Source organism: Mesorhizobium sp. WSM3866 (genome assembly GCF_002294795.1).
In the GTDB taxonomy this organism is placed as follows: Bacteria; Pseudomonadota; Alphaproteobacteria; order Rhizobiales; family Rhizobiaceae; genus Mesorhizobium.
Window position 1 is genome coordinate 80,530 of the sequence record NZ_NSGC01000015.1, and the last position, 21,939, is coordinate 102,468.

The following is a 21,939-nucleotide window of genomic DNA, read 5'->3' on the forward strand; positions in this document are numbered from 1 at the left end:
GCGGAAATGTTGCGTGCGGAAATATTGGTTGCAGGCCCGGCGTGAAAGGGGAAGGCGGGATGAAGAAGAAGCATGTGGCTGTTCTCCTGGGGGGATTTTCCTCGGAGCGGCCCGTGTCTCTGTCGTCGGGGAAGGCATGTGCGGATACGCTCGAGAATGAAGGCTATCAGGTCACCCGCGTCGATGTTTCGCGCGATGTCGGGTCTCTGCTTGCCGAGCTCAAGCCCGATGTCGCCTTCAACGCGCTGCATGGCCCGTTCGGCGAGGATGGCACCATCCAGGGAATTCTCGAATATCTCGGAATTCCCTACACCCATTCGGGCGTGCTCGCTTCGGCGCTGGCCATGAACAAGGAGCAGGCCAAGAAGGTCGCCAAGGCGTCCGGCATTCCCGTCGCGGAATCGAAGGTGGTCAACCGCTTCTCCGTCCAGAACAAGCATCCGATGAAGCCGCCTTACGTGGTGAAGCCGGTCAATGAAGGCTCGAGCTTCGGCGTCGTCATCGTGCACGAGGGGCAGTCGCATCCGCCGCAAGTCATCGGCTCGTCCGAATGGAAGTATGGCGAGATCGTCATGGTCGAGCGCTACATCCACGGGCGCGAGTTGACCTGCGCGGTGATGGGTGACGTGGCGCTCGGGGTCTGTGAAATCATCCCGACCGGTCATTCCTTCTACGACTACGATTCAAAGTACGTCCCGGGTGGATCAAAACACGAAACCCCTGCAAAAATTTCACCGAATATTTACCAAAAAATACAGACACTGGCCCTCAAGGCTCATCTTGCTATCGGTTGCCGGGGCGTTTCCCGGTCGGACTTCCGTTACGACGACCGTCACTCCGAAAACGGCGAGGTTGTCTGGCTCGAGATCAACACCCAGCCGGGCATGACGCCGACGTCTCTGGTGCCTGAAATCGCCGCGCAAGCGGGGCATTCGTTCGGCGAATTGTTGAGTTGGATGGTGGAGGACGCTTCGTGTCTGCGTTGAGGTGGGGCCAGGGCAAAGGTCGCGGGACTGGGCCTGCGCTGTTCGGCGTGCCGCTGTCGTTCGACCATTTCGTGTTGCCGCGCCAGCTGCGGCGGCCGGTGCGTTTGCTTGCCCGTCTCTGCGATGGCGAGTACGAGGCGCCGCGCTTCTCGGCTGCGATCCTCTCGGCTGCCTTGTTGGCTTCCGCCGGAGCCTACGGGGCCTATCTCGGCGGCTACGCCGACAGCATCGTGCAGGGCGTGACGGCCCGAACCGGTTTTGCCGTCGACCAGATCAAGGTCGTCGGCAATCGCCAGACTTCCGAGATCGATATACTGGACCGCCTCGGCCTCGATGGCTGGACGTCGCTGATCGGCTTTGATGCCGAGGCTGCGCGCGAGCGCATCGCGACATTGCCTTGGGTCGAGGTTGCAGCGGTGCGCAAGATCTATCCTCACACGCTCGAGGTCCGTGTCGAGGAACGTGAGCCCTTCGCGCTCTGGCAGCAGGGCAATTCGCTTTCGGTCATCGAGCGGTCGGGCGAGGTGATCGCGCCGTTCTCGGGCGGCAAGCAGGCTTTGCTGCCGCTGATCATCGGCACGGGCGCGCCGGCCAAGGCGCCGGATTTCCTCGAGAGGATCAAGCGCTATCCCGAGCTGGCGGCGCGGGTCAAAGGCTATATCCGTGTCGGCGAGCGGCGCTGGGATCTCAAGCTGGAGAACGGCATCACCGTGAAGCTGCCGGAAGACGGCGAGGATCAGGCGATCGCCGAGCTCGTCAAGCTTGACCATGATAACGGACTGTTGACGCGCGACATCGCTGCCGTCGACATGCGGTTGTCCGATCGCCTGGTCGTCGAGCTCTCGCCGGAAGCGGCGACGCAGCGCGAAGCCGCGCTCAGCGACAAGCCGAAGACCCTGACGAAACGCAAGCCGGAGACGAAGATATGAGCTGGCTTGGCGGCGGCGGTGATGCCTCTTCGCGCCGGTCGGGCACGCTGACTGTGCTCGATGTCGGCTCGAGCAAGGTCTGCTGCGTGGTGGCGAAGCTGAAGCCGCGCGAGGACGGCAAGCTGTTGCGCGGACGCTCGCATCGCATCCAGGTGATCGGCATCGGCCATCAGAAGTCGCAGGGAGTTAAGTCGGGCGTCGTGGTCGATCTCGACCGCGCCGAGCATGCCATCCGTCTCGCTGTCGACGCCGCCGAGCGCATGGCGGGGCTCACCGTCGATTCCCTTATCGTCAACATGACGGCCGGCCGGCTGAAGAGCGAGGCCTTTTCGGCAACCATCAATCTCGGCGGCCATCAGGTCGAGGAAGCCGACATCAAGCGCGTGCTCGCTGCCGGCGCCAAGCAGGCGCTGCGGGCCGAGCGAGAGGTGGTTCATTCGCTTCCCGTCGGCTTCTCGCTCGATGCCGAGCGCGGCGTGCGGGATCCCCGCGGTATGGTCGGGGAGACGCTGGGCGTCGATATGCATGTGCTGACCGGCGATGCTGCGCCGATGCGCAATCTCGAGCTTTGCATCAACCGCTCGCATCTGTCGGTCGAGCGCATGGTGGCGACGCCCTATGCCAGCGGTCTCGCGGCTTTGGTCGACGACGAGCTCGAAATGGGCGCGGCCTGCATCGATATGGGCGGCGGCACGACCACGATCTCGGTGTTCTCGGAAGGCAAGTTCGTGCTTGGCGACGCCATCGCCATCGGCGGCAATCATGTGACGCTCGACATGGCCAAGGGGCTGTCGACTTCGCTCGACGCCGCCGAGCGGCTGAAGGTGATGCATGGCTCTGCGCTGCCGGGCAGTGCGGACGACCGCGACCTGGTTTCCATCCAGCCGATCGGCGAGGAGGGCGAGCTGCCGCTACAGATCCCGCGCTCGGTGATGACGCGGATCATCCGGGCGCGCATCGACGAGACGCTCGAGCTTTTGCGCGACCGGCTGAACAAATCGGGCTACGGCAACGCCGTCGGCAAACGGGTCGTCCTCACCGGCGGCGCCAGCCAACTGGCGGGCCTGCCGGAGGCGGCGCGCCGCATTCTTGGGCGCAACGTGCGCATCGGCCGGCCGCTCGGCGTGGCAGGCCTGCCGGAAGCGGCCAAGGGGCCGGCGTTTTCGACCCCGGTCGGGCTTCTGATCTATCCTCAAATGGCGAGCTTCGAGAGCCATTCGGCGAAAGGACTTTCCGGTTTCAGGATGACCGGAACGGGCGGAAAACTGCATCGCATGAGTCAGTGGTTGAGAGACAGTTTTTAATTTGACGGGGACAGCCCCAAAGGCGGCCGCAGCGGCGAGGCGGCGGGAAAGGCAAAGGACGGAGACTATGACCATCAATCTCAAGAAGCCGGACATCACCGAGCTTAAGCCACGCATCACCGTGTTCGGTGTCGGCGGCGGCGGCGGCAACGCGGTCAACAACATGATCACAGCCGGCTTGCGCGGCGTCGAGTTCGTGGTGGCCAACACCGACGCGCAGGCGCTGACGATGTCGAAGGCTGAGCGGCTGATTCAGCTCGGCGCGCATGTCACGGAAGGCCTCGGCGCCGGCTCGCAGCCGGAAGTCGGCCGCGCGGCGGCGGAAGAGTGCATCGACGAGATCATCGATCATCTGTCCAACACGCATATGTGCTTCGTCACCGCCGGCATGGGCGGCGGCACCGGCACGGGCGCTGCACCCGTCGTTGCCCGCGCGGCGCGCGAAAAGGGCATCCTCACCGTCGGCGTCGTCACCAAGCCGTTCCATTTCGAGGGCCAGCGCCGCATGAAGACGGCCGACATGGGCATCGAGGAACTGCAGAAATGCGTCGATACGCTCATCGTCATCCCCAACCAGAACCTGTTCCGGCTGGCCAACGACAAGACCACCTTCGCCGATGCCTTCGCCATGGCCGACCAGGTGCTCTACTCCGGCGTTGCCTGCATCACCGACCTGATGGTCAAGGAAGGCCTCATCAATCTCGACTTCGCCGACGTCCGCTCGGTGATGCGCGAGATGGGCAAGGCGATGATGGGCACCGGCGAGGCTTCGGGCGAGGGCCGCGCCATGGCCGCCGCCGAGGCGGCGATCGCCAACCCGCTGCTCGACGAGACCTCGATGAAGGGCGCCAAGGGCCTGCTGATCTCGATCACCGGCGGCCGCGACCTCACCCTGTTCGAGGTCGACGAAGCCGCGACCCGGATCCGCGAGGAGGTCGACCAGGACGCCAACATTATCCTCGGCGCCACCTTCGACGAGGAACTGGAAGGCGTGATCCGCGTCTCGGTGGTCGCTACCGGCATCGACAAGTCGGCGGCCGAAATCGCCGCGGCGCCAATCTCCATCCGCGCGCCGCAGAAGCCGGTCGCCCGTCCCGCGGCACCTGTTCAGGAAAGCCGTCCCGCACCGGTTCAGCAGCAGGCCTACGAGCCGCGCGCCGTCGATCCGGTTGCCGAGGCGATCCAGCTTGCAGAGGCGAACGCCGCCGCGATGGCACAGCCGCGCCCCGCGCCGGTCGACGACTTCCGCCCGCAGAGCAAGATCTTCCAGGCTCCGCCGGCCCAGCCTCAGCCGCAGCCGATCGCCCAGCAGCCGGTCATGCAGCCCGCGCCGCAGCGCGAGATGCCGCAGCCTGTGGCTGCAGCGCCGCAGCGCATGCCGCGCGTCGAGGACTTTCCACCGGTCGTGAGGGCCGAGGTGGAGGCCAAGAGCCGCCCTGCGGATCATGAGAACAGCGGACCGATGGGGCTGATCAAGCGGCTGACCAACGGCCTGACCCGCCGCGAGGAAGAGCCGGCCCGGCTGCAGCCGGCGCAGCCGCGCGAGCCGAAACTGCGCCAGGCGGCACCGGAAATGCGCCGCCTCGCCAGCCAGGACCCGCAGCTCTATGCGCCGCGCCGCGGCCAGCTCGACGACCAGGGGCGCCTCACGCCTCAAAGCCGCACGGTGCAGGAAGACGACCAGCTGGAGATCCCGGCGTTCCTGCGTCGCCAGGCGAACTAATCGTTAAAGCGCGCCGCCTATGCGGCGCGCTTTAAGCAATGTTTGATAATGTCGTTCTCCCAAAACCGCTGTGCACTTTCGGGCAGAACATACACTAACGATATATAACAGCTGTTAACAGGCGGGCGAGAGATCGTCTGTCTGTTGCCTTTAAAAGTTATAGAAAAAACAACGCATTACGAGTGTTTTTTCGCTCAGGGCAGTGGTTACACGGGGTAAGAAACCGTGATTTGGAGTCTCCCAGACGGGCCACTATCTTCGCGTCGGACTAAAGTCGGTTTGCCGGGATTCGGGGAGTTGGCCCTGCCTGCCGATACATCAGAGCCGCTGCCTTGCTCATTCGCCGCTTTTGCGCGCAGGCCAGATGATCCGTCGGGCCGATAATGCCTAAGGCTGACAAGCGGACACAGGCGGTTTGGGCTTATGGGGTTTGTCTTGCACGACTATCAGACGACAGTTAAGGCGCGCGTGACGCTGACTGGCACCGGCGTCCACAGCGGCAAGCCCGTCACCGTTCATTTCCTGCCCGCCGACGCCGATACCGGCATCGTGTTCCACCTCGCGAATGGCGGCGAGTTCCGCGCGCTCGTCTCCGAGGTCGGTGCCACCGACCTGTGCACCATGCTCGGCGATCCGGTCGGCCAGCATATCGGAACCGTCGAACATCTCATGGCGACGGTGTTCGGACTTGGCATCGACAATCTCATCATCGAGATCGACGGTCCGGAAGTTCCCATTCTCGACGGCAGCGCGGTGGCCTTTGTCGAAGCTTTCGACCACGCGGGGATCGAGACGCTTTCGGTGAAGCGCCGCTATATCCGCGTGGTCAAGCCGATCCGCGTCGAAGCCGGTGCATCCTGGGCCGAGTTCCGTCCTTATGACGGCACGCGATTCGAGGTCGAGATCGACTTCGAGAGCCCAGCTATCGGCCGCCAGCTCTTCGCCTCCGATATCAACCCCGACATCTTCCGCCGCGACATCGCGCGGGCCCGCACCTTCGGCTTCATGAAGGATGTCGAGCGGCTGTGGGCCGCCGGCTACGCGCTCGGGTCGTCGCTGGAGAACTCGCTGGTCATCGGCGACGACAACCGCGTCATCAATGTCGGCGGACTGCGCTATCCGAACGAATTCGCCCGCCACAAGACGCTGGACGCCATGGGCGACCTGGCGCTTGCCGGCGCGCGCTTCATCGGCTGCTTCCGCTCCTATCGTGGCGGCCATCGGATGAACGCGGCGGCGCTGCGCCGCCTGCTTTCGGACCGTACGGCCTTCGAGATCGTCGAGACGCGGCGCCGCGAGCGCGGCCGGGTCGCCGAAATGATCGCCGTCAGCGGACCGGTCTACGCGCCCTGGGTCATCTGATTTTTAACGATTTTCTGGCTTTGTAGCGAAGCCGGTGTTGCGCAAATGCATCACAAACCCGTGAAATCGAGCGGCTTTGGGGACGGTCCCAAACCGCCACAAAAATGTGCGATTGGCCGGACATAGCGTTGCCGGGCAAGGGGATAATGGTTTATGGCTGCGGCCGGGACCGAAACGACGCCGAAAGGGCGGAATCCAAACATGTTTTTTTCGCGAGTTGGTCAATCGAAGGCGCCGTATCGGGCTGTTTTCCTGGCGTTTTCGTTGGTCGCCCCGTCGCTCATGCTGTCGGCCTGCATGTCCTCCGAAAAGGACGTCAATCTGGCGACCTATGTCGACCACACCGAACCCGCAGACGTTCTCTACAACCAGGGCCTCGCCAATCTGAATGCCGGCCGCCTCGATGAGGCGAGCAAGAAGTTCGACGCCGTCGACCGCCAGCATCCCTACTCGGAATTCGCCCGCAAATCGATGGTGATGGGCGCCTTCGCCGATTATCGCGCCGGCAACTATGACGAGGCGATCGGTTCCGCCAAACGTTACCTGACGCTCTATCCGTCAACCGACGATGCCGCCTATGCGCAGTACATCATCGGCTTGAGCTACTACCGGCAGATCAAGGACGTCACCCAGGACCAGAAGGAAGCGCGCCAGACGGTGCAGACCATGCAGGACCTGGTGACCCGCTGGCCGAATTCCGAGTATGTCGACGACGCCAAGGACAAGATCCGCTTTGCCACCGACCAGCTCGCCGGCAAAGAGATGCAGATCGGCCGCTACTATCTGGAACGCCGCGAATATATCGCCGCCGTCAAGCGCTTCCGCACCGTGGTCGAGAACTACTCCAACACGCGCCATGTCGAGGAGGCGCTCGCGCGACTGACCGAAGCCTACTACGCGATGGGCCTGACTTCGGAAGCGCAGACAGCCGCAGCGGTGCTCGGCCACAACTATCCGGACAGCCAGTGGTACAAGGATTCCTACAAGCTCCTGCAGAGCAACGGGCTTGAACCGCGCGAGAATGCCGGGTCGTGGATCTCCAAGGCCGGGAAGCTGATCACCGGCGCCTGACACTTCTGATGCTGTCCAGACTGTCGATCCGCGATATCGTCCTGATCGAGAAGCTGGACATCGACTTCTTGCCTGGGCTTTCGGTGCTGACCGGCGAGACCGGCGCCGGCAAATCCATCCTGCTCGATGCGCTGTCGCTGGCGCTTGGCGCGCGCGGCGACGCTTCGCTCGTCCGCCATGGCGCGGCGCAGGGCCAGGTCATCGCCGTGTTCGACGTGCCGCGCAACCACCCGGCGCGCGCGCTGCTTGCCGACAACGACATCGAGGATGATGGCGACATCATCCTGCGCCGCGTGCAGACCGCCGACGGCCGCACCCGCGTTTTCGTCAATGATCAGCCGTCCAGCGTGACCCTGATGCGCGACGTCGGCCGCGCGCTGGTCGAGATACACGGCCAGCATGACGAGCGGGCGCTCGTCGATCCCGGTGCCCACCGCGAATTGCTGGATAGTTTCGGCGGCCATCTCGGCGCCGTGCGCGGGACGGGCGAAGCCTGGCGCTATTGGCGGAACTGCGAACAGGAGCTTTCGCGGCACCGCGCCAAGGTCGAGGCGGCGGCGCGCGAGGCCGATTATCTCAGGGCCTCGGTCGCCGAGTTGGCGAAGCTCGATCCGCAGCCGGGCGAAGAGACCGAGCTTGCCGAATTACGCGCCCAGATGATGCGCGCCGAAAAGATCGCGTCCGAGATTCACGATGCGCAGGATGTGCTGTCGGGGCCGTCTTCGCCCCTGCCGCAGCTCGCCAGCCTGCTCAGGCGGCTGCAGCGCAAATCGGGTGAGGTGCCGGGCCTGCTCGACGATGTGGTCAAGTCGCTGGACGAGGCAATGATCTCACTCGACGCGGCGCAGTCCGGCGTCCAGACAGCACTACGCGCCACCGAATACGATCCGCAGCGCCTGGAAAAGGCCGAAGAGCGGCTGTTCTCGCTGCGCGCGGCCTCACGCAAGCACAATGTCGCGGTCGACGATCTGGCGCAGCTGCGCGACACGATGGCGGCCGACCTTGCCGATCTCGATGCGGGCGAGGAACGCCTGCACGGGCTGCAGAAACAAGCAGCCGCCGCGCGCGAAGCTTACGACATAGCCGCGGCGCAGCTCTCTTCGCTGCGCCATGCGGCGGCGGCGGGCCTCACCAAGGCGGTGATGGCCGAACTGCCGGCCCTCAAGCTCGAGCGGGCGGAGTTCATCGTCGAGATGGTGAGCGATGCCGATGGCCGCATGGAAGAAGGCATCGACCAGGTCGAGTTCTGGGTGCGCACCAATCCGGGCACACGGCCCGGGCCGATGATGAAGGTTGCGTCCGGCGGCGAGCTGTCGCGCTTCCTTCTGGCCCTGAAGGTGGCGCTTGCCGACCGCGGCTCGGCGCCGACCCTGGTCTTCGACGAGATCGACACCGGCGTCGGCGGCGCCGTGGCCGACGCCATCGGTCAGCGGCTGGCGAGGCTGTCGAAGCGGGTGCAGGTGCTTTCAGTCACGCATGCGCCGCAAGTGGCGGCGCGCGCCGCGACGCATTTTCTAATCTCGAAGTCCGGCGGCAAGGACCGTGTCGCAACCGGCGTTGCCGAAATGGATCGCGCGGCGCGCCAGGAAGAGATCGCGCGCATGCTGGCCGGCGCCACCATCACCGATGAAGCGCGCGCCGCCGCTGAGCGGTTGCTGCGCGAGAACACGGCGGCAGCCTAGGCTTCTTGATCCCCGGCTGGAATGCCGAGTCAGCAGGTGGCTGCATCCTGCTGTTCGGCAATGATTTTTGCGCAAGCCGACTCCTCCATACCGAATCCTGATTTATAGTGGCCCGCCACAATTCGAGGACCGCGCTTCATGTCTGAAAAACCAGTCGATTCGCTGAGCGAAAGCGAGGCCGCGGAGGAGCTGAAGCGGCTGGCGGCGGAGATCGCCGAGCACGACCGGCGCTACCACACGGAGGATGCGCCGACGATTTCGGACGCCGAATACGACGCATTGGCGCGGCGCAACCTTGCCATCGAGGGGCGCTTTCCCGATCTCGTTCGCGAGGATTCGCCGTCGCGTCGGGTCGGCGCGCCGCCGGCGGAAGGCTTCACCAAGGTGCGGCATGCTGTGCCGATGCTGAGCCTCGCCAAGGCCTATACCGACCAGGACGTGGCCGATTTCATCGAGCGTGGCCGGCGCTTCTTCGACCGCGACAAGGACCTCGATATCGCCTTCACGGCGGAGCCGAAGATCGACGGGCTGTCGGCATCGCTGCGCTACGAAAACGGCATCTTCGTGCAAGGCGCGACACGCGGCGACGGCGCGGTCGGCGAGGACATCACCGCCAATCTCAAGACCATCGCCGACATCCCGAAGAAGTTGCAGGGCTCTGGCTGGCCGGAGGTCATCGAAATCCGCGGCGAGGTCTACATGACCTACGCGGAGTTCGAGGCGTTGAAGCAGCGCTCGGCAGCTATCGGCGGCCAGGACTATGTCAATCCGCGCAACACGGCGGCCGGGTCGCTGCGCCAGAAGGATCCAGCCGTCACCGCCAGCCGCAATCTGAAATTCTTCGCCTATGCCTGGGGCTACACGACGGCGGATCCCGCTCCGACCCAGTACGATTCCGTGCAGAAGTTCCAGGAATGGGGCTTCAAGATCAGTCCGCTGATGGTGCGGGCAAGGTCGATCGACGACCTCATCGGGCACTACCACCGGATCGAGGAACAGCGTTCTTCGCTGGGTTACGACATCGACGGCGTCGTCTACAAGGTCGACCAGCTCGAGCTGCAGCGCCGCTGGGGTTTTGTGACCGGCGAGCCGCGCTGGGCAGTTGCCCACAAATTCCCGGCCGAACAGGCGATGACGACGGTCGAGAAGATCGACATCCAGGTGGGCCGCACCGGCACGTTGGCGCCGGTGGCGCGGCTGGCGCCGGTGACGGTCGGCGGCGTGGTGGTGGAAAACGTCACGCTGCACAATGAAGATTACATCAAGGGTTTTGACAGCAACGGGCAGCCGATCCGCGACGGCATTGACGTTCGCATCGGCGACACGGTGGTGATCCAGCGGGCAGGGGACGTCATCCCGCAGATCGTCAGGGTCCTCATCGACAAGCGGCTGGCCGATGCGGTGCCGTATGAGTTCCCGCACACCTGCCCGGTCTGCGGCTCGCCGGCGACGCGCGAGATCAACGAGAAGACCGGCAAGGAGGATTCGCGGCGCCGCTGCACCGGCGAGCTGATCTGCGCAGCGCAGGCCGTGGAGGGGCTGCGCCACTTCGTGTCGCGCGGCGCGCTCGATATCGAGGGCCTCGGCGCCGAGAACATCGACCTGTTCTTCAATGCCGGGTTGGTGAAGACCGCCGCCGACATCTTTACGCTGAAGGACCGCCGGCCGGCCGTCACCAAGGCGTTGGCGGAGCGGCGTGAGGAGCAGGCCAGACTGCGCGAGGCCGCATCGGGCAAGACGCGCAAGAATGTGCGCAGCATCGAAGATCGCAACTACGAAGGCCTCGACAAACTGTTCGCAGCCATCGACGCGCGCCGCGAGCCGGAGCTCGACCGCTTCATCTTCGCGCTCGGCATCCGCCATATCGGCGAGACGACGGCGGCGGTGCTTGCCCGCCAGTTCTCGACCATCGAGGAACTGATCCGCGTCGGCAAGGAGACGGCGAAGGCGGAGGATCCGCATGACGTGTTCCCGTCGATCAACGGCATCGGCGACACCGTCATCAACGCCTTGCGCGACTTCTTCGGCAATGAGCGCAATGACGACGTGCTCGATGCGCTGCTGGCGCAAGTCCATCCCAAGCCCTATGTGGTCGAGATCTCGGCCGGCAGCGAGGTATCCGGGAAGACGGTGGTGTTCACCGGCACGCTGGAAAAGATGACGCGCTCCGAGGCCAAGGCGATGGCGGAGCGCCTGGGGGCGAAGGTCGCCGGCTCGGTTTCGGCCAAGACCGATCTGGTGGTGGCGGCTCCGGGCGCCGGCTCCAAGCTCAAGGTTGCGAGCGATCTCGGCATCGAGGTGATCGACGAGGACACCTGGCTGCAGCGCATCGGCAGGGGCGGCTGATGGCCGGAGCGTTCAAGGGTTTTGGCGAGAAGGCCATTCCGTTCCTCAAGGCGCTCGACTTCCACCAGAGCCGCGAATGGTTTCAGGAAAACCGCGGTCTCTACGAGAGTGAGCTGCACGAGCCGTTCTGCGATCTCGTCGAAGCGCTCAGCGAGCGTTTCGCGGCGGCGGGACTTGGCCTGCGCGGCGACCGCAAGAAGTCGCTGTTCCGCATCAATCGCGACGTTCGCTTCTCCAAGGACAAGCGCCCCTATAATCGGCACCTGTCGGCAATCCTGTCGCCAGACGGCACCAAGATGGAGCAGGGCGTGTTCTATGTGCATATCGGCCTCGAGCGCTGCTTTGCCGGCGTCGCCTGGTGGCAGCCCGGACCGGAGTTGCTGCAGGCGATGCGCAAGGCGATCGTGACGAAGCCGGCCGCCTTCCGCGCCATGGTTTCAGCGCTGAAAAAGACTGGGCTGGAGCTGGATAGGGAAGATTGCCTGAAGCGCGCGCCGCGTGGTTTCGAGGACGTCAGCGAAGCCGATCTCGCGCAAGCAGTCCGCAACCGCCATTTCGTGGTGCGGCATAATATTGATCCCGAAACCATCTGCCTGGCGGCGTTAGTTGACGATCTCGTCGGCTTCACCTTGCGCGCCAAGCCGCTGCTCGATTGGGGCAGGGCGATCCAGGGCAAGGCTGCCTGAGCCGCTCAAAGCCCGGCAATCAGTTCCGCTGATCGTCGGCTCAAGCGAATTGGTGTGACAAGCGGGGCGACGCTCCCTAAATCAAGCCGCTCAAGGGAGCAGTTGGATGACGGCGGAAGCAATCTCCGAAAGCCGTGCGAGGAGCGATTTCTGGGACGGCGTGCGGCTGTCGATGCCGGTCGTCGTCGCCTCCGCGCCGTTCGCGATCCTGTTCGGCGCGATTGCCGTGGACAACGGGTTTTCGGTCCTGGAAGCATTCCTCATGAGCGCGCTGATCTTCGGCGGCGCCAGCCAGATGGTCGGCATCGAATTGTTCGGCCAGCATGTCGCGCCCTGGCTGATCGTGCTCTCGATCTTCGCGGTGAATTTCCGTCACGTGCTCTATTCCGCCGGCATCGGCCGGCGCATGGCGCATTGGCCGCTGCTGCAGCAAGCGCTGGGCTATTTCATCCTGACCGATCCGCAATATGCCGTGGCCGAGGCGCGCGCGGCGTCCGGCCAATCGGTCGGGTTCGTCTGGTATCTCGGGCTCGGCCTGCCGGTCTATGTGTTCTGGGTGGCCGAAAGCGCGCTCGGCGCGGTCTTCGGCAAGATGATCCCGGATACCCATGCTCTGGGCATCGATTTCCTGCTGCCGATCTATTTCCTCGGCCTGGTTCTCGGCTTCCGCAAGCGGCCGCTGTGGCTGCCGGTGGTCGTCGCCAGCGCGGCCGCCTCGATCGTCGCCTACAAGACGGTCGGCTCGCCCTGGCATGTCTCGATCGGCGCCATTGCCGGCGTCCTTCTGGCGGTCATTCTGCCGCCGCATCATAGCGGCGTGGGGCAGCGCACATGAGCACGACCTTCTGGATCATCCTCGCCGGCGCCGTCGCCACCTATCTCACGCGCGTCGGCGGCCATCTCGTCATCTCGCGCTTCGAGACCGTCCACCCGCGTGTCGAGGCCGGCCTCAACGCCGTGCCGGCCGCTGTGCTGACGACACTTGTGGCACATGCCGCGCTCGGCGCCGGACCGGCCGAATGGGCAGCGCTGATCGTCACCGCGCTGGTGTCGCTGCGCGGCGGCCTGATGGCGATGTTTTTGGCCGGTGCCGCGGTGCTGATTCTGGCCAGGCAGTTCGTCGGCTAAAAGTCAGATCTTGGCGTCGTGCGGCAGCGGCGCCGTGGCTTTCTCCAGCCAGGCCAGCGTCTCGCCGTCCACCATCGGACCGATCTCGGCCAGAACCCGCGCGTGATACTGGTCGAGCCAGTGCAGTTCGTCGCGGGTCAGCAGGTCGCTGCGGATGAGGCGCTTGTCGATCGGCGCCAGCGTCAGCGTCTCGAAGCCGTGCATGGCGATGTCGCCGCCCTCGATCTGCTCGGCAGGCGTGACCAGGATCAGGTTCTCGATGCGAATGCCGTAGGAGCCTTCCTTGTAATAGCCCGGCTCATTGGACAGCATCATGCCGGCAAGCAGTTTTTCGGTGCCGGTGCGGGCGATGCGCTGCGGGCCCTCATGCACGGCGAGGTAAGAGCCGACGCCATGGCCGGTGCCGTGGGCGAAGTCGCAGCCATGCTTCCACAGGGCCACGCGGGCGACGGCATCGATTTCCGAACCGCGCGTGCCGGCCGGAAAGCGCAGCGTCGAGATGCCGATCATGCCCTTCAGCACCAGCGTGAAGCGCTCGCGTATCTCTTCGGTCGGCTGGCCGATCGGCACGGTGCGGGTGATGTCGGTGGTGCCGTCCTGGTATTGTCCGCCGGAATCGAGCAGGAACAGCTCGCCGCTTTGCAGCTTGCGGCTGGTGGCGCGGGAGACGCGGTAGTGCATGATGGCGCCGTTCGGGCCGGCGCCGGAAATCGTGTCGAAGGAGACGTCGCGCAGCGGCATCTGTGTTTCCTCGCCGGTCTGCCGCCGCACCTCCTCGAGTTTGGTCACGACGTCGATCTCGTCGAGCGTATCCGGTTGCTGGCGGTCGAGCCAGCAGAGCAGCTTGGCAATGGCGGCGCCGTCGCGACGATGCGCGGCGCGGCTGCCGGCGACCTCGGCGTGGTTCTTGGTGGCGCGCGGAATGCGAGCGGGGTCTGGCGCAGAGACAACGATGCCGCCATTGCCCTCGACCAGCATCTTGAGCTTTTCCGCCGCCAGCACGGGATCGAGCGCGATTTTTGCGCCGCCCTTGGCGAGGTTGGCGACCGCCGCTTCGAATTCGCCTGGATCGTGCGGATCGGCAAGCTGGGTCAGATAGGCCGCGACCTGGCGCGAAAATTTGCGCTGGTCCATAAAGAGTTGATGCTTGCCGTCGGCGGCAAGTATGGCGAAGCCGAGCGCCAGCGGCGTATGCGCCACATCACCGCCGCGGATGTTGAAGGCCCAGGCGATGGAAGAAGGGTCGGTGAGCACGGCGTGCGTCGCGCCCTCCTTTTCGATCGCGCCCGCCAGCCGCGCCAGCTTGTCCTTGGCGAGCTCGCCGGCGAAGGCGATCGGGTGGAGTTCCACCGGTGCGCGCGGCGGCTCGGGTTGATCTTCCCAGATGATGTCGATCGGATTCTTGTCGAGCGGCACCAGTTTCGCGCCGGACTGCTCGGCCGAGGCTTTCAATGCCTTGATCTCGCCGATCGTGTGCAGCCAAGGGTCGAAGCCGAGCCTGGCCCCTTTGCCGAGATTGTCCTTGATCCAGGAGGCCGGCGGATTGTCGACGAGGCTCTCGACGGTGAAGATCGAAAGATCGACCTCATTGCGTACCTGCAGCGTGTAGCGGCCGTCAACGAAGATGAAGGCGCGGTCGCGCAGGATGATGGCGACGCCGGCTGAGCCGGAAAAGCCGGTCAGCCATTTCAGCCGGGCCGAGCGGTCGGCGACATATTCGCCCTGATGCTCGTCGGCGCGCGGCACCATGAAGCCGTCCAGCTTGTTCTCGGCCAGCCATTGGCGCAGCGTCGCCACGCGCGGCTTGCCGATAGCCGGATCGCCGGCGGAATCAAAGGTCTGGAACATTTTGCCGCATCTCCTGGAATGGCTCGCGCGACCGTAGCGCAAGGTCTTCGAAACCGGAATCGATTTCGACAGGGCCAGTCTTGAACGATCCGGTTTTCAGCGCTTGAGGTGGATGGTCACCCAGCCCTCGCGGTGCAAGGTGCGGACGTGGCGGAAGCTTTGGCCGACATAGGCCGAGATCACCGCATCGCGCTGACGGTCGAGAATGCCGGAGAGCACCAGCGAGCCGCCGAGCTTGATGTGCCTGGCCATCTCGGGCGCCAACCGCATCAGCGGGCGCGCCAGGATATTGGCGACGATGAGGTCGAAGGGCGCGCGCCTAGAGAAGATCGGATGGTGGAAGCCGGGCGCCGTCACCGTCTCGACAAGCGCCTTCACTCGGTTCAGTCGCGCATTGGTCGCAGCGACGCGAACGGCCACCGGATCGATGTCGGTCGCCAGCACCGGGATGTGCGCGAGCTTGGCCAGCGCTATCGCCAGCACGGCACTGCCGGTGCCGAGGTCGAGCGCGTTGCCGGGGCGTTCGCGCAGCACCACCTGTTCCAGCAGTTCGAGGCAGCCGGCCGTGGTGCCGTGATGGCCGGTGCCGAAGGCAAGACCCGCCTCGATCTCAATGGCGAGGTCACCGCTGCGGCGCTTGTCGCGATCATGCGCGCCGTGGACAAAGAAACGCCCGGCGCGGACCGGCTTCAGTCCTTCGAGCGAGCGTGCAACCCAGTCGATGTCGGGGAGCGCCTCGCGCTCGACCTGCTTCGGCAGGGCCAGGTCCGCGAGTATGCCGTTGATCCGGACTGCGACGGCATCGACATCGCCATCGGCATAGAGCGACACTTCGTGGATGTCATTGGCCTCGTCGACCTCCAGCAGGGCAAGCGGCAGGCCTTCGTCCTCGAAAGCTGCATCAAGCGCCGCGAAGATGCGGTCAGCCTCGGCCTTGCCCGCCGTGAAATGGAACCTGGTCTGCCCCATCAGGGCGACTCATGTTTGAGCGTGATCATTTCCGAGAACCGGTTCCACTTGTTGCTACGCAAACCTTCGGTTCGGGATCACGCCTGGCCGCCTGCTGCGAGCCGCTTCAGCTTCGCAATAGCCGTGTCGGCGCTTTCGCCATAGGCGATGGTGCCGGCGAACTCGCCCTTGGCGTTGAGGAGCAGCACGGAGGCCGTGTGGTCCATCGTGTAATCGCCGTCGCCGGTGTCGACCTTCTTCCAGTAGATGCCGAAGGCCTTGGCCATTGCATGCACCTTGTCCGGGTCGCCAGTGATGCCGGTGATGCGGTCGGAGAAGTTGCCGACGTAGGAATTGATGATCTGCGGCGTGTCCCGCTCCGGGTCGACCGTGACGAAGTAGGCGTTGAGGTTCTTGCCGCTGTCGCCCATCGTCTTCAGCCAGCCGGCCATTTCGAACAGCGTTGTCGGGCAGACTTCCGGACAATGCGTGAAGCCGAAGAAGACCACGCTTGGGTGGCCCCGGAACGCGGCCTCGGTGATCGGCGCGTTCTTCTGGTCGATCAGTGTGAACGGTGCGCCGTAGGGCTGGCCGCCATAATGGCCGCGATACCAGTCGAAAGTGAGCCAGCCGATGCCCGCCGCCATCAGGACGAGGATGCCGACCAGAATTGAGCGCATCATCAGAAACTATCCGTTGCGATCGTCGCGGCCCGGCGGATCCGGCGCGAGCCTGTTCGGCGACAGTCTTAGCGGTTTGGCGGCGCGCGCGCAAAGAGGTCGCGTTGCCGCAACCACGAGACCTGCCGCCTCCGTCGCGACGATCATCGAATGGCTTGCAAATGCCATTGTCCTGTCCCACCTGACATCGGCTAAACGCAAAACCCGAGGAGGCTTCCTTGCGAAAACTGATCGGCTTGATTGCCGCCTGCATTGCCCTCGGCGCCGGCGCAGCGATGGCGGACGAGGTCGGCAAGGTCGGCGTCGACTGGGTCGGCAACGACATCATGATCGACGCGATCAAGGATCCAAAGGTCGACGGCGTCACCTGCCACGTCGCCTATTTCGACCGCAGCATCATCGATCGGCTGCACAAGGGCAACTGGTTCGAAGATCCGTCGGACTCGTCGATCTCCTGCCGGCAGACCGGACCGATCACAATCGGCGACATCGACATGAGCGAGCGCGGCGAAGAGGTGTTCAAGCAGGGCCTCAGCCTGATCTGGAAGAAACAGGTGGTGAACCGCATCTACGACAAGAAGAACGAGACGCTGATCTATCTCTCGCATTCGCGCCAGGTCCAGAACGGCTCAGCGAAGATGTCGGTCACGACCGTGCCGCTCTATGGCCAGAACGTCGTGTGGGCCAAGGGCAAGCCGCAATGATGATTGGTCCCGCTTGCCGGGGCAATCGCTCGGGCGTAAAGCCGCGCCATGGACCGTCCTGAACATCTCGTTGCGAAGGATCCCGAGCCGCGCATCCATCCGACCGCGGAGTTGAAGGGGTGCAAGCTTGGCCGCTATGCATCGATCGGCGAGCGGGTGATCCTGCGCGACGTGACGATCGGCGATTTTTCCTATTTCGAGCGTCATTCGGAAGCGATCTACACGACGATCGGCAAGTTCTGCTCCATCGCCGCCAACAGCCGCATCAACGCGCTCGAGCATCCGATCGAGCGGCTGACCCAGCACAAGGTGAGCTACCGGCCCAACGAATATTTCCGCTGGCTTGGCGTCGACGCGGCATTTCGAGAGCGGCGGCAGGCAAAGCCGGTCAGCATCGGGCACGATGTCTGGATCGGCCATGGCGCCGTCATCATGCCAGGCATCACGATCGGCAATGGCGCCGTCATCGGTGCCAACGCAGTGGTGACGCATGACGTGCCGCCTTACGCTGTCGTCGCCGGCGTTCCGGCCAAACCCTTGCGCCAGCGCTTTAGCGCCGACGTGGCGGCGCGCATTGAAGACGTCGCGTGGTGGGACTGGACGCCGGAAAAACTCGCCAGGGCGATCCCGGACATGCAGTCGTTGCCGATCGAGGCCTTCCTCGATCGTTGGGAAAACGCCGCGACCTGAACCCGCGCAGCGCGCCCCTTCCGCCATGCGGGGGTGGCGCGGCGGAAGGGGCCGGAGGTAAGCCGCCGTGAAGCGGAACGAGCAGGCTTTTCGACCTGCACCGGCACCATGGCAACAACGCATAAGGTGTTTTTTCGTCGGCATGCGCCTCTGGCGTGTATGCGATTGCAGGCGGAAAATCGGGCCGGCGGGAACCGGAGAGGCCGGCCCTTGTTTCTCTCGAAGTGCCGCGCTCTTGCGTTTTGTGAGGACTGGATGATCGAAAAGCTTTTCACCAAGGTTGCCAATTGGGTGGCTCACCTGGCCGGTATGCCTTTGACTTTTGCGGTCTGCGTTCTGATCGTAGTGATCTGGGCCGCGACTGGCCCGGTCTTCGGCTTCTCGGATACCTGGCAACTGGTGATCAACACCGGGACAACCATCATCACCTTCCTGATGGTGTTCCTGATCCAGAACACGCAGAACCGCGATGGCGCGGCAATCCAGACCAAGCTCGACGAGTTGATTCGCGTCAGCGAGGCCCACAACCATTTCATCGGCATCGAGCACCTGACGGAATCGGAGGTCGAGGAGATCCGCGCCAAATGCGAAGCGGCGGCAAAACGGCACGACCGCAAAATCGCCGAAACAGCGGCCAAGCAGGCTATGACGATAAAAAACGGTTCCGGGCGCGACCGCAAGATCGCTGAGGCGGCCGCCAACAAGACCGTGCCACGGAAGGCAAGCTCTAAGAGGAAGGCGCCGCCTGAACGGCCCGTCAGCGGTTCATAAAGGCGGCGAAAGCGTCCTTGTGATCCGGATGCCAGCGCGACAAAGCGGGGCGGTTTTCGATGATGTCGCCGATCGCCCAGGCCATGCGCTTTTCATCCATGGGCCGAGCGACCTCGTTGTCCGGGCAAAGGATGTAGAAGTCGTCCTGCTTGAGCGATGCCAGCATGAAATCGATCACCTGCTCGCCCGTCCAGGCGCCGGCCGGCTTTTCCGTCGCGCCCTCGGTCAGGCCGGTATAGGTGAAGCCGGGGATGAGCAAATGCGCGGAAAGCTTGGCCCCAGGCTCGTTGCGCAGCGTGTGGGCCAGGCCCTCGGTGAAGGTCTTCACGCCCGCCTTGGAGACGTTGTAGGCGAGATTGCCGGGCGGCGTGGTGATGCCTTGCTTGGATCCGGTGTTGATGATCAGGCCGGGCTCGCCCGCAGCCAGCATGCGCGGCGCAAAGGCCTCGACACCATGCACGACGCCCCAGAAATTGATGTCCAGCAGCCGTTTCCAGGCTTCACGGTTTTCCCACGGCTTGCCGGGATTGTTGCCGACGCCGGCATTGTTCATCAGCACCGAAACCGCACCGAATGCACCGTAGGTGAGTTCCGCGAGCCGGTCGACTTCGTCGGCCTTGGAGACATCGGTGGGGATAGGGAGAACGGCATCGTCCCCGGCAATGACGGCGACCGCCTGCCGGGCCTGGTCGAGGCGCACGCCGCCTATGTCGGCAAGCACGGTCTTCATGCCCATGGCCGCGAAGCGCTTCGCGGCGGCCAGGCCTATGCCGCTGGCGCCGCCGGTGATGACGGCGACATTGCCGGAGGCGAAAGCGGGCAGGGCGGTCTGGATTTCGGCGTCGCTGGTCATGGTTGATGTCCTTGTTCCGGGTCGAGCCGAACTTAACGCCGGTCAGGGGCGAGGCAAGCCTTGATCGCTGCAATGATCGACGGCGGTACCGCCAATGGGTTGACCGCAGCAGCTTGCCCCGCGCATGCTGCCGGAAAAGGAGTTCGGCATTGACCGATTGGATCGGAATCCTGAAGGAGCAGACCGCCACCGGCGAACAGATGGGCCGGGATGTGCCGAAGATGCTCGCCAACCCCGATATCAGCGAGGCGCAGGTCAAGACCCTGTTTTCGGCACTGGAGCAACAGGCGGACTTCGCGGAAAAGCTGCGCCTGGCGCTGGAGAAGTTCGGCCATGACTTTCCCGTCATCAAGGCCGCAGAGCGGCTGGAAGAGCGCTATGCCGACCTTGCCGCCTCGGCGGCAGAAAAACTGAAAGCGATGCGGCAGTAAGAACCCGCTATCTTTTCCACGAGACGCTCGAACCGCCTGTCCAGCGTAAACCAGGTAATCGCAACTAGTTTGCGGCGAGACTGTTCCCCGACAGGCCGGGCAGGGTAACCTGATAGACCAGGAAGGTGGTGTCGACATCGGCGCCATCCTCGGCCTTGTACGGGGCACCAACCTGGAAGCCGTCCTGGGTGAGAAAGTCGTTGTCGTTGGCGACGAACAGGAAATAGTCGTCAGGCAGCTTCGGGTCCAGCACGCTCACCAGCGACATCGCCTCCCACTTTTCCGAGAGGTTGTTCCTGTCGTTCGGCGCGCCGTTGTGCAGGCCGAAACGGCCGAGTTCGCCCTTGTCGTTGATGTCGATGAACGAGGTGAGCTTGGCCGGCGTCACCGACGGATCGAGCACGCCTTTCGGCGCAACCGGCTTGTCGGCGGCGTCGAATGGGCCGTTGGCGATATCGGTGGCCGCGGACAGGTCGACGATCTCGATCTTGCGGTAGACCGACTCGGCGTCCTTCAGCCCCTGGCCGTTGCCGCTGTCGCGTGCCAGCATCAAAAAGCTCTTGTCGGACAGCGCCACGATCTCGCTCTGCGCGGCCACTTTGGTCTTGCCCTTGGCGTCCTTGAACACCGGCAGCGGTACGACATATTCGTGCGCCAGCTTGAGGTGGGCGAGGTCGGAGGCGTCATAGACCAGCGCGCGGGTGTTCCGGCGGGTCGAGCCGGAATCGCCGCCATCCTGGCGCGGCGCCGACTGCAGCACGGCGATCAGGAACTTGCCGTCCGGCGTCATCGACATGCCTTCGAGGCCTTGATTGTTCTGGCGGCCGGTCTCGGGATCCTTGGGATCCGGCTCGGCGGCACCCGGGCCAGGATTGTCGGAAGCGAAGTTCGGCTTGCCATGGCGTATCGGCACCAGGGCCGCCGGCGGCTGCGTCGCCGACATCAGGCGGCCGTCGGCCGAAAAGCGATAGATGTTGGGGCCATATTCGTCGGAAATGAACATGGTGCCGTCGGGCAGGCGCACGACCGCCTCGTCGTCGAGCGAAAGCTTGCCATTGTCGGCCTGCGGCAGGATCGGCATGTCGCCGGCAGCGGGGCGCACGCCGTTGAGCGGGTCGAGGCCGGTGGCGTCGGCGCCCTTGTCGTCGGTCAGGAGCATGGTGTCGACGAGCGTTGCCTTGACGCCCGACTGTTCCTGGCCGGCGGCGGGCGCAGCACCCGGAGCGGTCGGGGTCAGCTCGATTGCAATGGTGTTCAAGCGGGGCCGGTAGTCGGTGGTGCCGGCGACGTTGTAGCCGCGGTCCGGCAGCAGCCAGAGCGAGCCTTTGTAGCCGGCGCCGTCACGCGCCCAGCTCTTGGCGTCGATCGCCATGCCGGAGCCCGAACCAAAGGTCTCGCCGAACTTGTCCTTCTGGCTGGCGGGGATGCGGCCAACGCCGACCAGCCCCTTGTTAACATAGCCAACACCCTCGGCGAGCGCAGGGCTCAGCACGGTGAACAGGGCGATTGCCGCGCCAAGCGCGACGGTTCGGTTGAGGTGCTTCATGATGTCGCCATGTGACGAGCAGAGCCGGAATGGCGTCACATCGGGTCTAGGACGCGAACATGATACTTGCGTGACAGGAGTGGGGCTCCTTCCTTCTCCCCATGTGGGAGAAGGTGGATCGGCGCGCAGCGTCGAGACGGATGAGGGGTGTTCCAGCGGAGCGAGACGTTGGCTTTCCCTGGAGCACCCCTTGTATCTGCGCGGAGGAGACTTTGTGCGAGAAGAGCGACTGAGCCTCGAACCGGACGGCC

General features: G+C 64.4%; 20 protein-coding genes. 15 read left to right on the forward strand and 5 right to left on the reverse strand.

Annotated elements, in window-relative coordinates; translation table 11 throughout:
- Positions 1 to 59 precede the first annotated feature (59 nt).
- From CK222_RS26595 to CK222_RS26645, 11 genes are all read left to right on the forward strand, one after another.
- Positions 60 to 986, forward strand: a complete 927-nt coding sequence (locus CK222_RS26595) for a D-alanine--D-alanine ligase (RefSeq protein ID WP_095802420.1) — start codon at positions 60 to 62, stop codon at positions 984 to 986.
- Positions 974 to 1,915 (forward strand): cell division protein FtsQ/DivIB, encoded by a 942-nt coding sequence (locus CK222_RS26600; protein WP_067329052.1) that lies wholly within the window; start codon positions 974 to 976, stop codon positions 1,913 to 1,915. The genes CK222_RS26595 and CK222_RS26600 overlap by 13 nt, the downstream gene beginning before the upstream one ends.
- On the forward strand, positions 1,912 to 3,219 hold the full coding sequence (ftsA, locus tag CK222_RS26605) for a cell division protein FtsA (protein ID WP_095802421.1): 1,308 nt from the start codon (positions 1,912 to 1,914) through the stop codon (positions 3,217 to 3,219). Before CK222_RS26600 ends, ftsA begins: the two co-directional genes overlap by 4 nt.
- A 67-nt stretch (positions 3,220 to 3,286) precedes the next feature.
- Entirely contained in the window at positions 3,287 to 4,942 is a 1,656-nt protein-coding gene (gene ftsZ, locus CK222_RS26610) for a cell division protein FtsZ (protein WP_067329056.1), read from the forward strand.
- Positions 4,943 to 5,365: 423 nt separating this feature from the next.
- Positions 5,366 to 6,304: a UDP-3-O-acyl-N-acetylglucosamine deacetylase gene (gene lpxC, locus CK222_RS26615; protein ID WP_095802422.1), complete on the forward strand. Its 939-nt coding sequence runs from the start codon at positions 5,366 to 5,368 to the stop codon at positions 6,302 to 6,304.
- A 201-nt stretch (positions 6,305 to 6,505) separates the two neighbouring features.
- Positions 6,506 to 7,375 carry an outer membrane protein assembly factor BamD gene (locus CK222_RS26620; protein WP_066990991.1) on the forward strand — a complete coding sequence of 290 codons (870 nt, stop codon included), beginning with the start codon at positions 6,506 to 6,508 and terminating at the stop codon, positions 7,373 to 7,375.
- An 8-nt stretch (positions 7,376 to 7,383) separates the two neighbouring features.
- Positions 7,384 to 9,057 (forward strand): DNA repair protein RecN, encoded by a 1,674-nt coding sequence (gene recN / locus CK222_RS26625; RefSeq protein ID WP_095802423.1) that lies wholly within the window; start codon positions 7,384 to 7,386, stop codon positions 9,055 to 9,057.
- A 138-nt stretch (positions 9,058 to 9,195) separates the two neighbouring features.
- A complete protein-coding gene (gene ligA, locus CK222_RS26630) occupies positions 9,196 to 11,403 on the forward strand; it encodes an NAD-dependent DNA ligase LigA (RefSeq protein ID WP_095802424.1) in 2,208 nt (735 codons plus the stop codon).
- Entirely contained in the window at positions 11,403 to 12,089 is a 687-nt protein-coding gene (locus tag CK222_RS26635) for a TIGR02453 family protein (protein WP_095802425.1), read from the forward strand. The genes ligA and CK222_RS26635 overlap by 1 nt, the downstream gene beginning before the upstream one ends.
- 106 nt (positions 12,090 to 12,195) lie before the next feature.
- A complete protein-coding gene (locus tag CK222_RS26640; protein WP_095802426.1) occupies positions 12,196 to 12,924 on the forward strand; it encodes an AzlC family ABC transporter permease in 729 nt (242 codons plus the stop codon).
- A complete protein-coding gene (locus tag CK222_RS26645; protein ID WP_095802427.1) occupies positions 12,921 to 13,217 on the forward strand; it encodes an AzlD family protein in 297 nt (98 codons plus the stop codon). Before CK222_RS26640 ends, CK222_RS26645 begins: the two co-directional genes overlap by 4 nt.
- A 3-nt stretch (positions 13,218 to 13,220) precedes the next feature.
- On the opposite strand, the gene CK222_RS26650 is transcribed toward CK222_RS26645, so the two are convergent.
- The 3 genes from CK222_RS26650 to CK222_RS26660 all read right to left on the reverse strand — a co-directional run bounded on the left by CK222_RS26650 (position 13,221) and on the right by CK222_RS26660 (position 16,696).
- Positions 13,221 to 15,065 (reverse strand): aminopeptidase P family protein, encoded by a 1,845-nt coding sequence (locus CK222_RS26650; RefSeq protein ID WP_095802428.1) that lies wholly within the window; start codon positions 15,063 to 15,065, stop codon positions 13,221 to 13,223.
- Positions 15,066 to 15,161: 96 nt separating this feature from the next.
- Positions 15,162 to 16,034 carry a 50S ribosomal protein L11 methyltransferase gene (locus CK222_RS26655; protein ID WP_095802429.1) on the reverse strand — a complete coding sequence of 291 codons (873 nt, stop codon included), beginning with the start codon at positions 16,032 to 16,034 and terminating at the stop codon, positions 15,162 to 15,164.
- Between the two features lie 77 nt (positions 16,035 to 16,111).
- Positions 16,112 to 16,696 (reverse strand): SCO family protein, encoded by a 585-nt coding sequence (locus CK222_RS26660; protein WP_095802430.1) that lies wholly within the window; start codon positions 16,694 to 16,696, stop codon positions 16,112 to 16,114.
- A 272-nt stretch (positions 16,697 to 16,968) separates the two neighbouring features.
- Here CK222_RS26660 and CK222_RS26665 point away from each other — a divergent pair, with 272 nt between their 5' ends.
- From CK222_RS26665 to CK222_RS26675, 3 genes are all read left to right on the forward strand, one after another.
- Positions 16,969 to 17,397 carry a CreA family protein gene (locus CK222_RS26665; RefSeq protein WP_095802437.1) on the forward strand — a complete coding sequence of 143 codons (429 nt, stop codon included), beginning with the start codon at positions 16,969 to 16,971 and terminating at the stop codon, positions 17,395 to 17,397.
- 48 nt (positions 17,398 to 17,445) lie between these two features.
- Positions 17,446 to 18,087, forward strand: a complete 642-nt coding sequence (locus CK222_RS26670; protein ID WP_095802431.1) for a DapH/DapD/GlmU-related protein — start codon at positions 17,446 to 17,448, stop codon at positions 18,085 to 18,087.
- Between the two features lie 255 nt (positions 18,088 to 18,342).
- Positions 18,343 to 18,858 carry a low affinity iron permease family protein gene (locus CK222_RS26675; protein ID WP_066990799.1) on the forward strand — a complete coding sequence of 172 codons (516 nt, stop codon included), beginning with the start codon at positions 18,343 to 18,345 and terminating at the stop codon, positions 18,856 to 18,858.
- Here CK222_RS26675 and CK222_RS26680 read toward each other — a convergent pair.
- Complete coding sequence (locus CK222_RS26680) at positions 18,845 to 19,711, reverse strand: SDR family NAD(P)-dependent oxidoreductase (protein WP_095802432.1); 867 nt, start codon at positions 19,709 to 19,711, stop codon at positions 18,845 to 18,847. The two genes, CK222_RS26675 and CK222_RS26680, sit on opposite strands and share 14 nt — an antisense overlap.
- Before the next feature lie 149 nt (positions 19,712 to 19,860).
- On the opposite strand from CK222_RS26680, the gene CK222_RS26685 reads away from it, so the two are divergent.
- Positions 19,861 to 20,142: a hypothetical protein gene (locus tag CK222_RS26685; RefSeq protein WP_066990806.1), complete on the forward strand. Its 282-nt coding sequence runs from the start codon at positions 19,861 to 19,863 to the stop codon at positions 20,140 to 20,142.
- Positions 20,143 to 20,206: 64 nt separating this feature from the next.
- On the opposite strand, the gene CK222_RS26690 is transcribed toward CK222_RS26685, so the two are convergent.
- Positions 20,207 to 21,688 carry an esterase-like activity of phytase family protein gene (locus CK222_RS26690; RefSeq protein WP_095802433.1) on the reverse strand — a complete coding sequence of 494 codons (1,482 nt, stop codon included), beginning with the start codon at positions 21,686 to 21,688 and terminating at the stop codon, positions 20,207 to 20,209.
- Between the last annotated feature and the right edge of the window lie 251 nt (positions 21,689 to 21,939).

Bases quoted from the DNA above. Each gene is read 5' to 3' on its own strand.
- CK222_RS26595 (WP_095802420.1), top strand. From the start codon at position 60: ATGAAGAAGAAGCATGTGGCTGTTCTCCTGGGGGGATTTTCCTCGGAG.
- ftsA (WP_095802421.1), top strand. From the start codon at position 1,912: ATGAGCTGGCTTGGCGGCGGCGGTGATGCCTCTTCGCGCCGGTCGGGC.
- ftsZ (WP_067329056.1), top strand. From the start codon at position 3,287: ATGACCATCAATCTCAAGAAGCCGGACATCACCGAGCTTAAGCCACGC.
- lpxC (WP_095802422.1), top strand. From the start codon at position 5,366: ATGGGGTTTGTCTTGCACGACTATCAGACGACAGTTAAGGCGCGCGTG.
- CK222_RS26620 (WP_066990991.1), top strand. From the start codon at position 6,506: ATGTTTTTTTCGCGAGTTGGTCAATCGAAGGCGCCGTATCGGGCTGTT.
- recN (WP_095802423.1), top strand. From the start codon at position 7,384: ATGCTGTCCAGACTGTCGATCCGCGATATCGTCCTGATCGAGAAGCTG.
- ligA (WP_095802424.1), top strand. From the start codon at position 9,196: ATGTCTGAAAAACCAGTCGATTCGCTGAGCGAAAGCGAGGCCGCGGAG.
- CK222_RS26635 (WP_095802425.1), top strand. From the start codon at position 11,403: ATGGCCGGAGCGTTCAAGGGTTTTGGCGAGAAGGCCATTCCGTTCCTC.
- CK222_RS26640 (WP_095802426.1), top strand. From the start codon at position 12,196: ATGACGGCGGAAGCAATCTCCGAAAGCCGTGCGAGGAGCGATTTCTGG.
- CK222_RS26645 (WP_095802427.1), top strand. From the start codon at position 12,921: ATGAGCACGACCTTCTGGATCATCCTCGCCGGCGCCGTCGCCACCTAT.
- CK222_RS26650 (WP_095802428.1), bottom strand. From the start codon at position 15,065: ATGTTCCAGACCTTTGATTCCGCCGGCGATCCGGCTATCGGCAAGCCG.
- CK222_RS26655 (WP_095802429.1), bottom strand. From the start codon at position 16,034: ATGGGGCAGACCAGGTTCCATTTCACGGCGGGCAAGGCCGAGGCTGAC.
- CK222_RS26660 (WP_095802430.1), bottom strand. From the start codon at position 16,696: ATGATGCGCTCAATTCTGGTCGGCATCCTCGTCCTGATGGCGGCGGGC.
- CK222_RS26665 (WP_095802437.1), top strand. From the start codon at position 16,969: ATGGCGGACGAGGTCGGCAAGGTCGGCGTCGACTGGGTCGGCAACGAC.
- CK222_RS26670 (WP_095802431.1), top strand. From the start codon at position 17,446: ATGGACCGTCCTGAACATCTCGTTGCGAAGGATCCCGAGCCGCGCATC.
- CK222_RS26675 (WP_066990799.1), top strand. From the start codon at position 18,343: ATGATCGAAAAGCTTTTCACCAAGGTTGCCAATTGGGTGGCTCACCTG.
- CK222_RS26680 (WP_095802432.1), bottom strand. From the start codon at position 19,711: ATGACCAGCGACGCCGAAATCCAGACCGCCCTGCCCGCTTTCGCCTCC.
- CK222_RS26690 (WP_095802433.1), bottom strand. From the start codon at position 21,688: ATGAAGCACCTCAACCGAACCGTCGCGCTTGGCGCGGCAATCGCCCTG.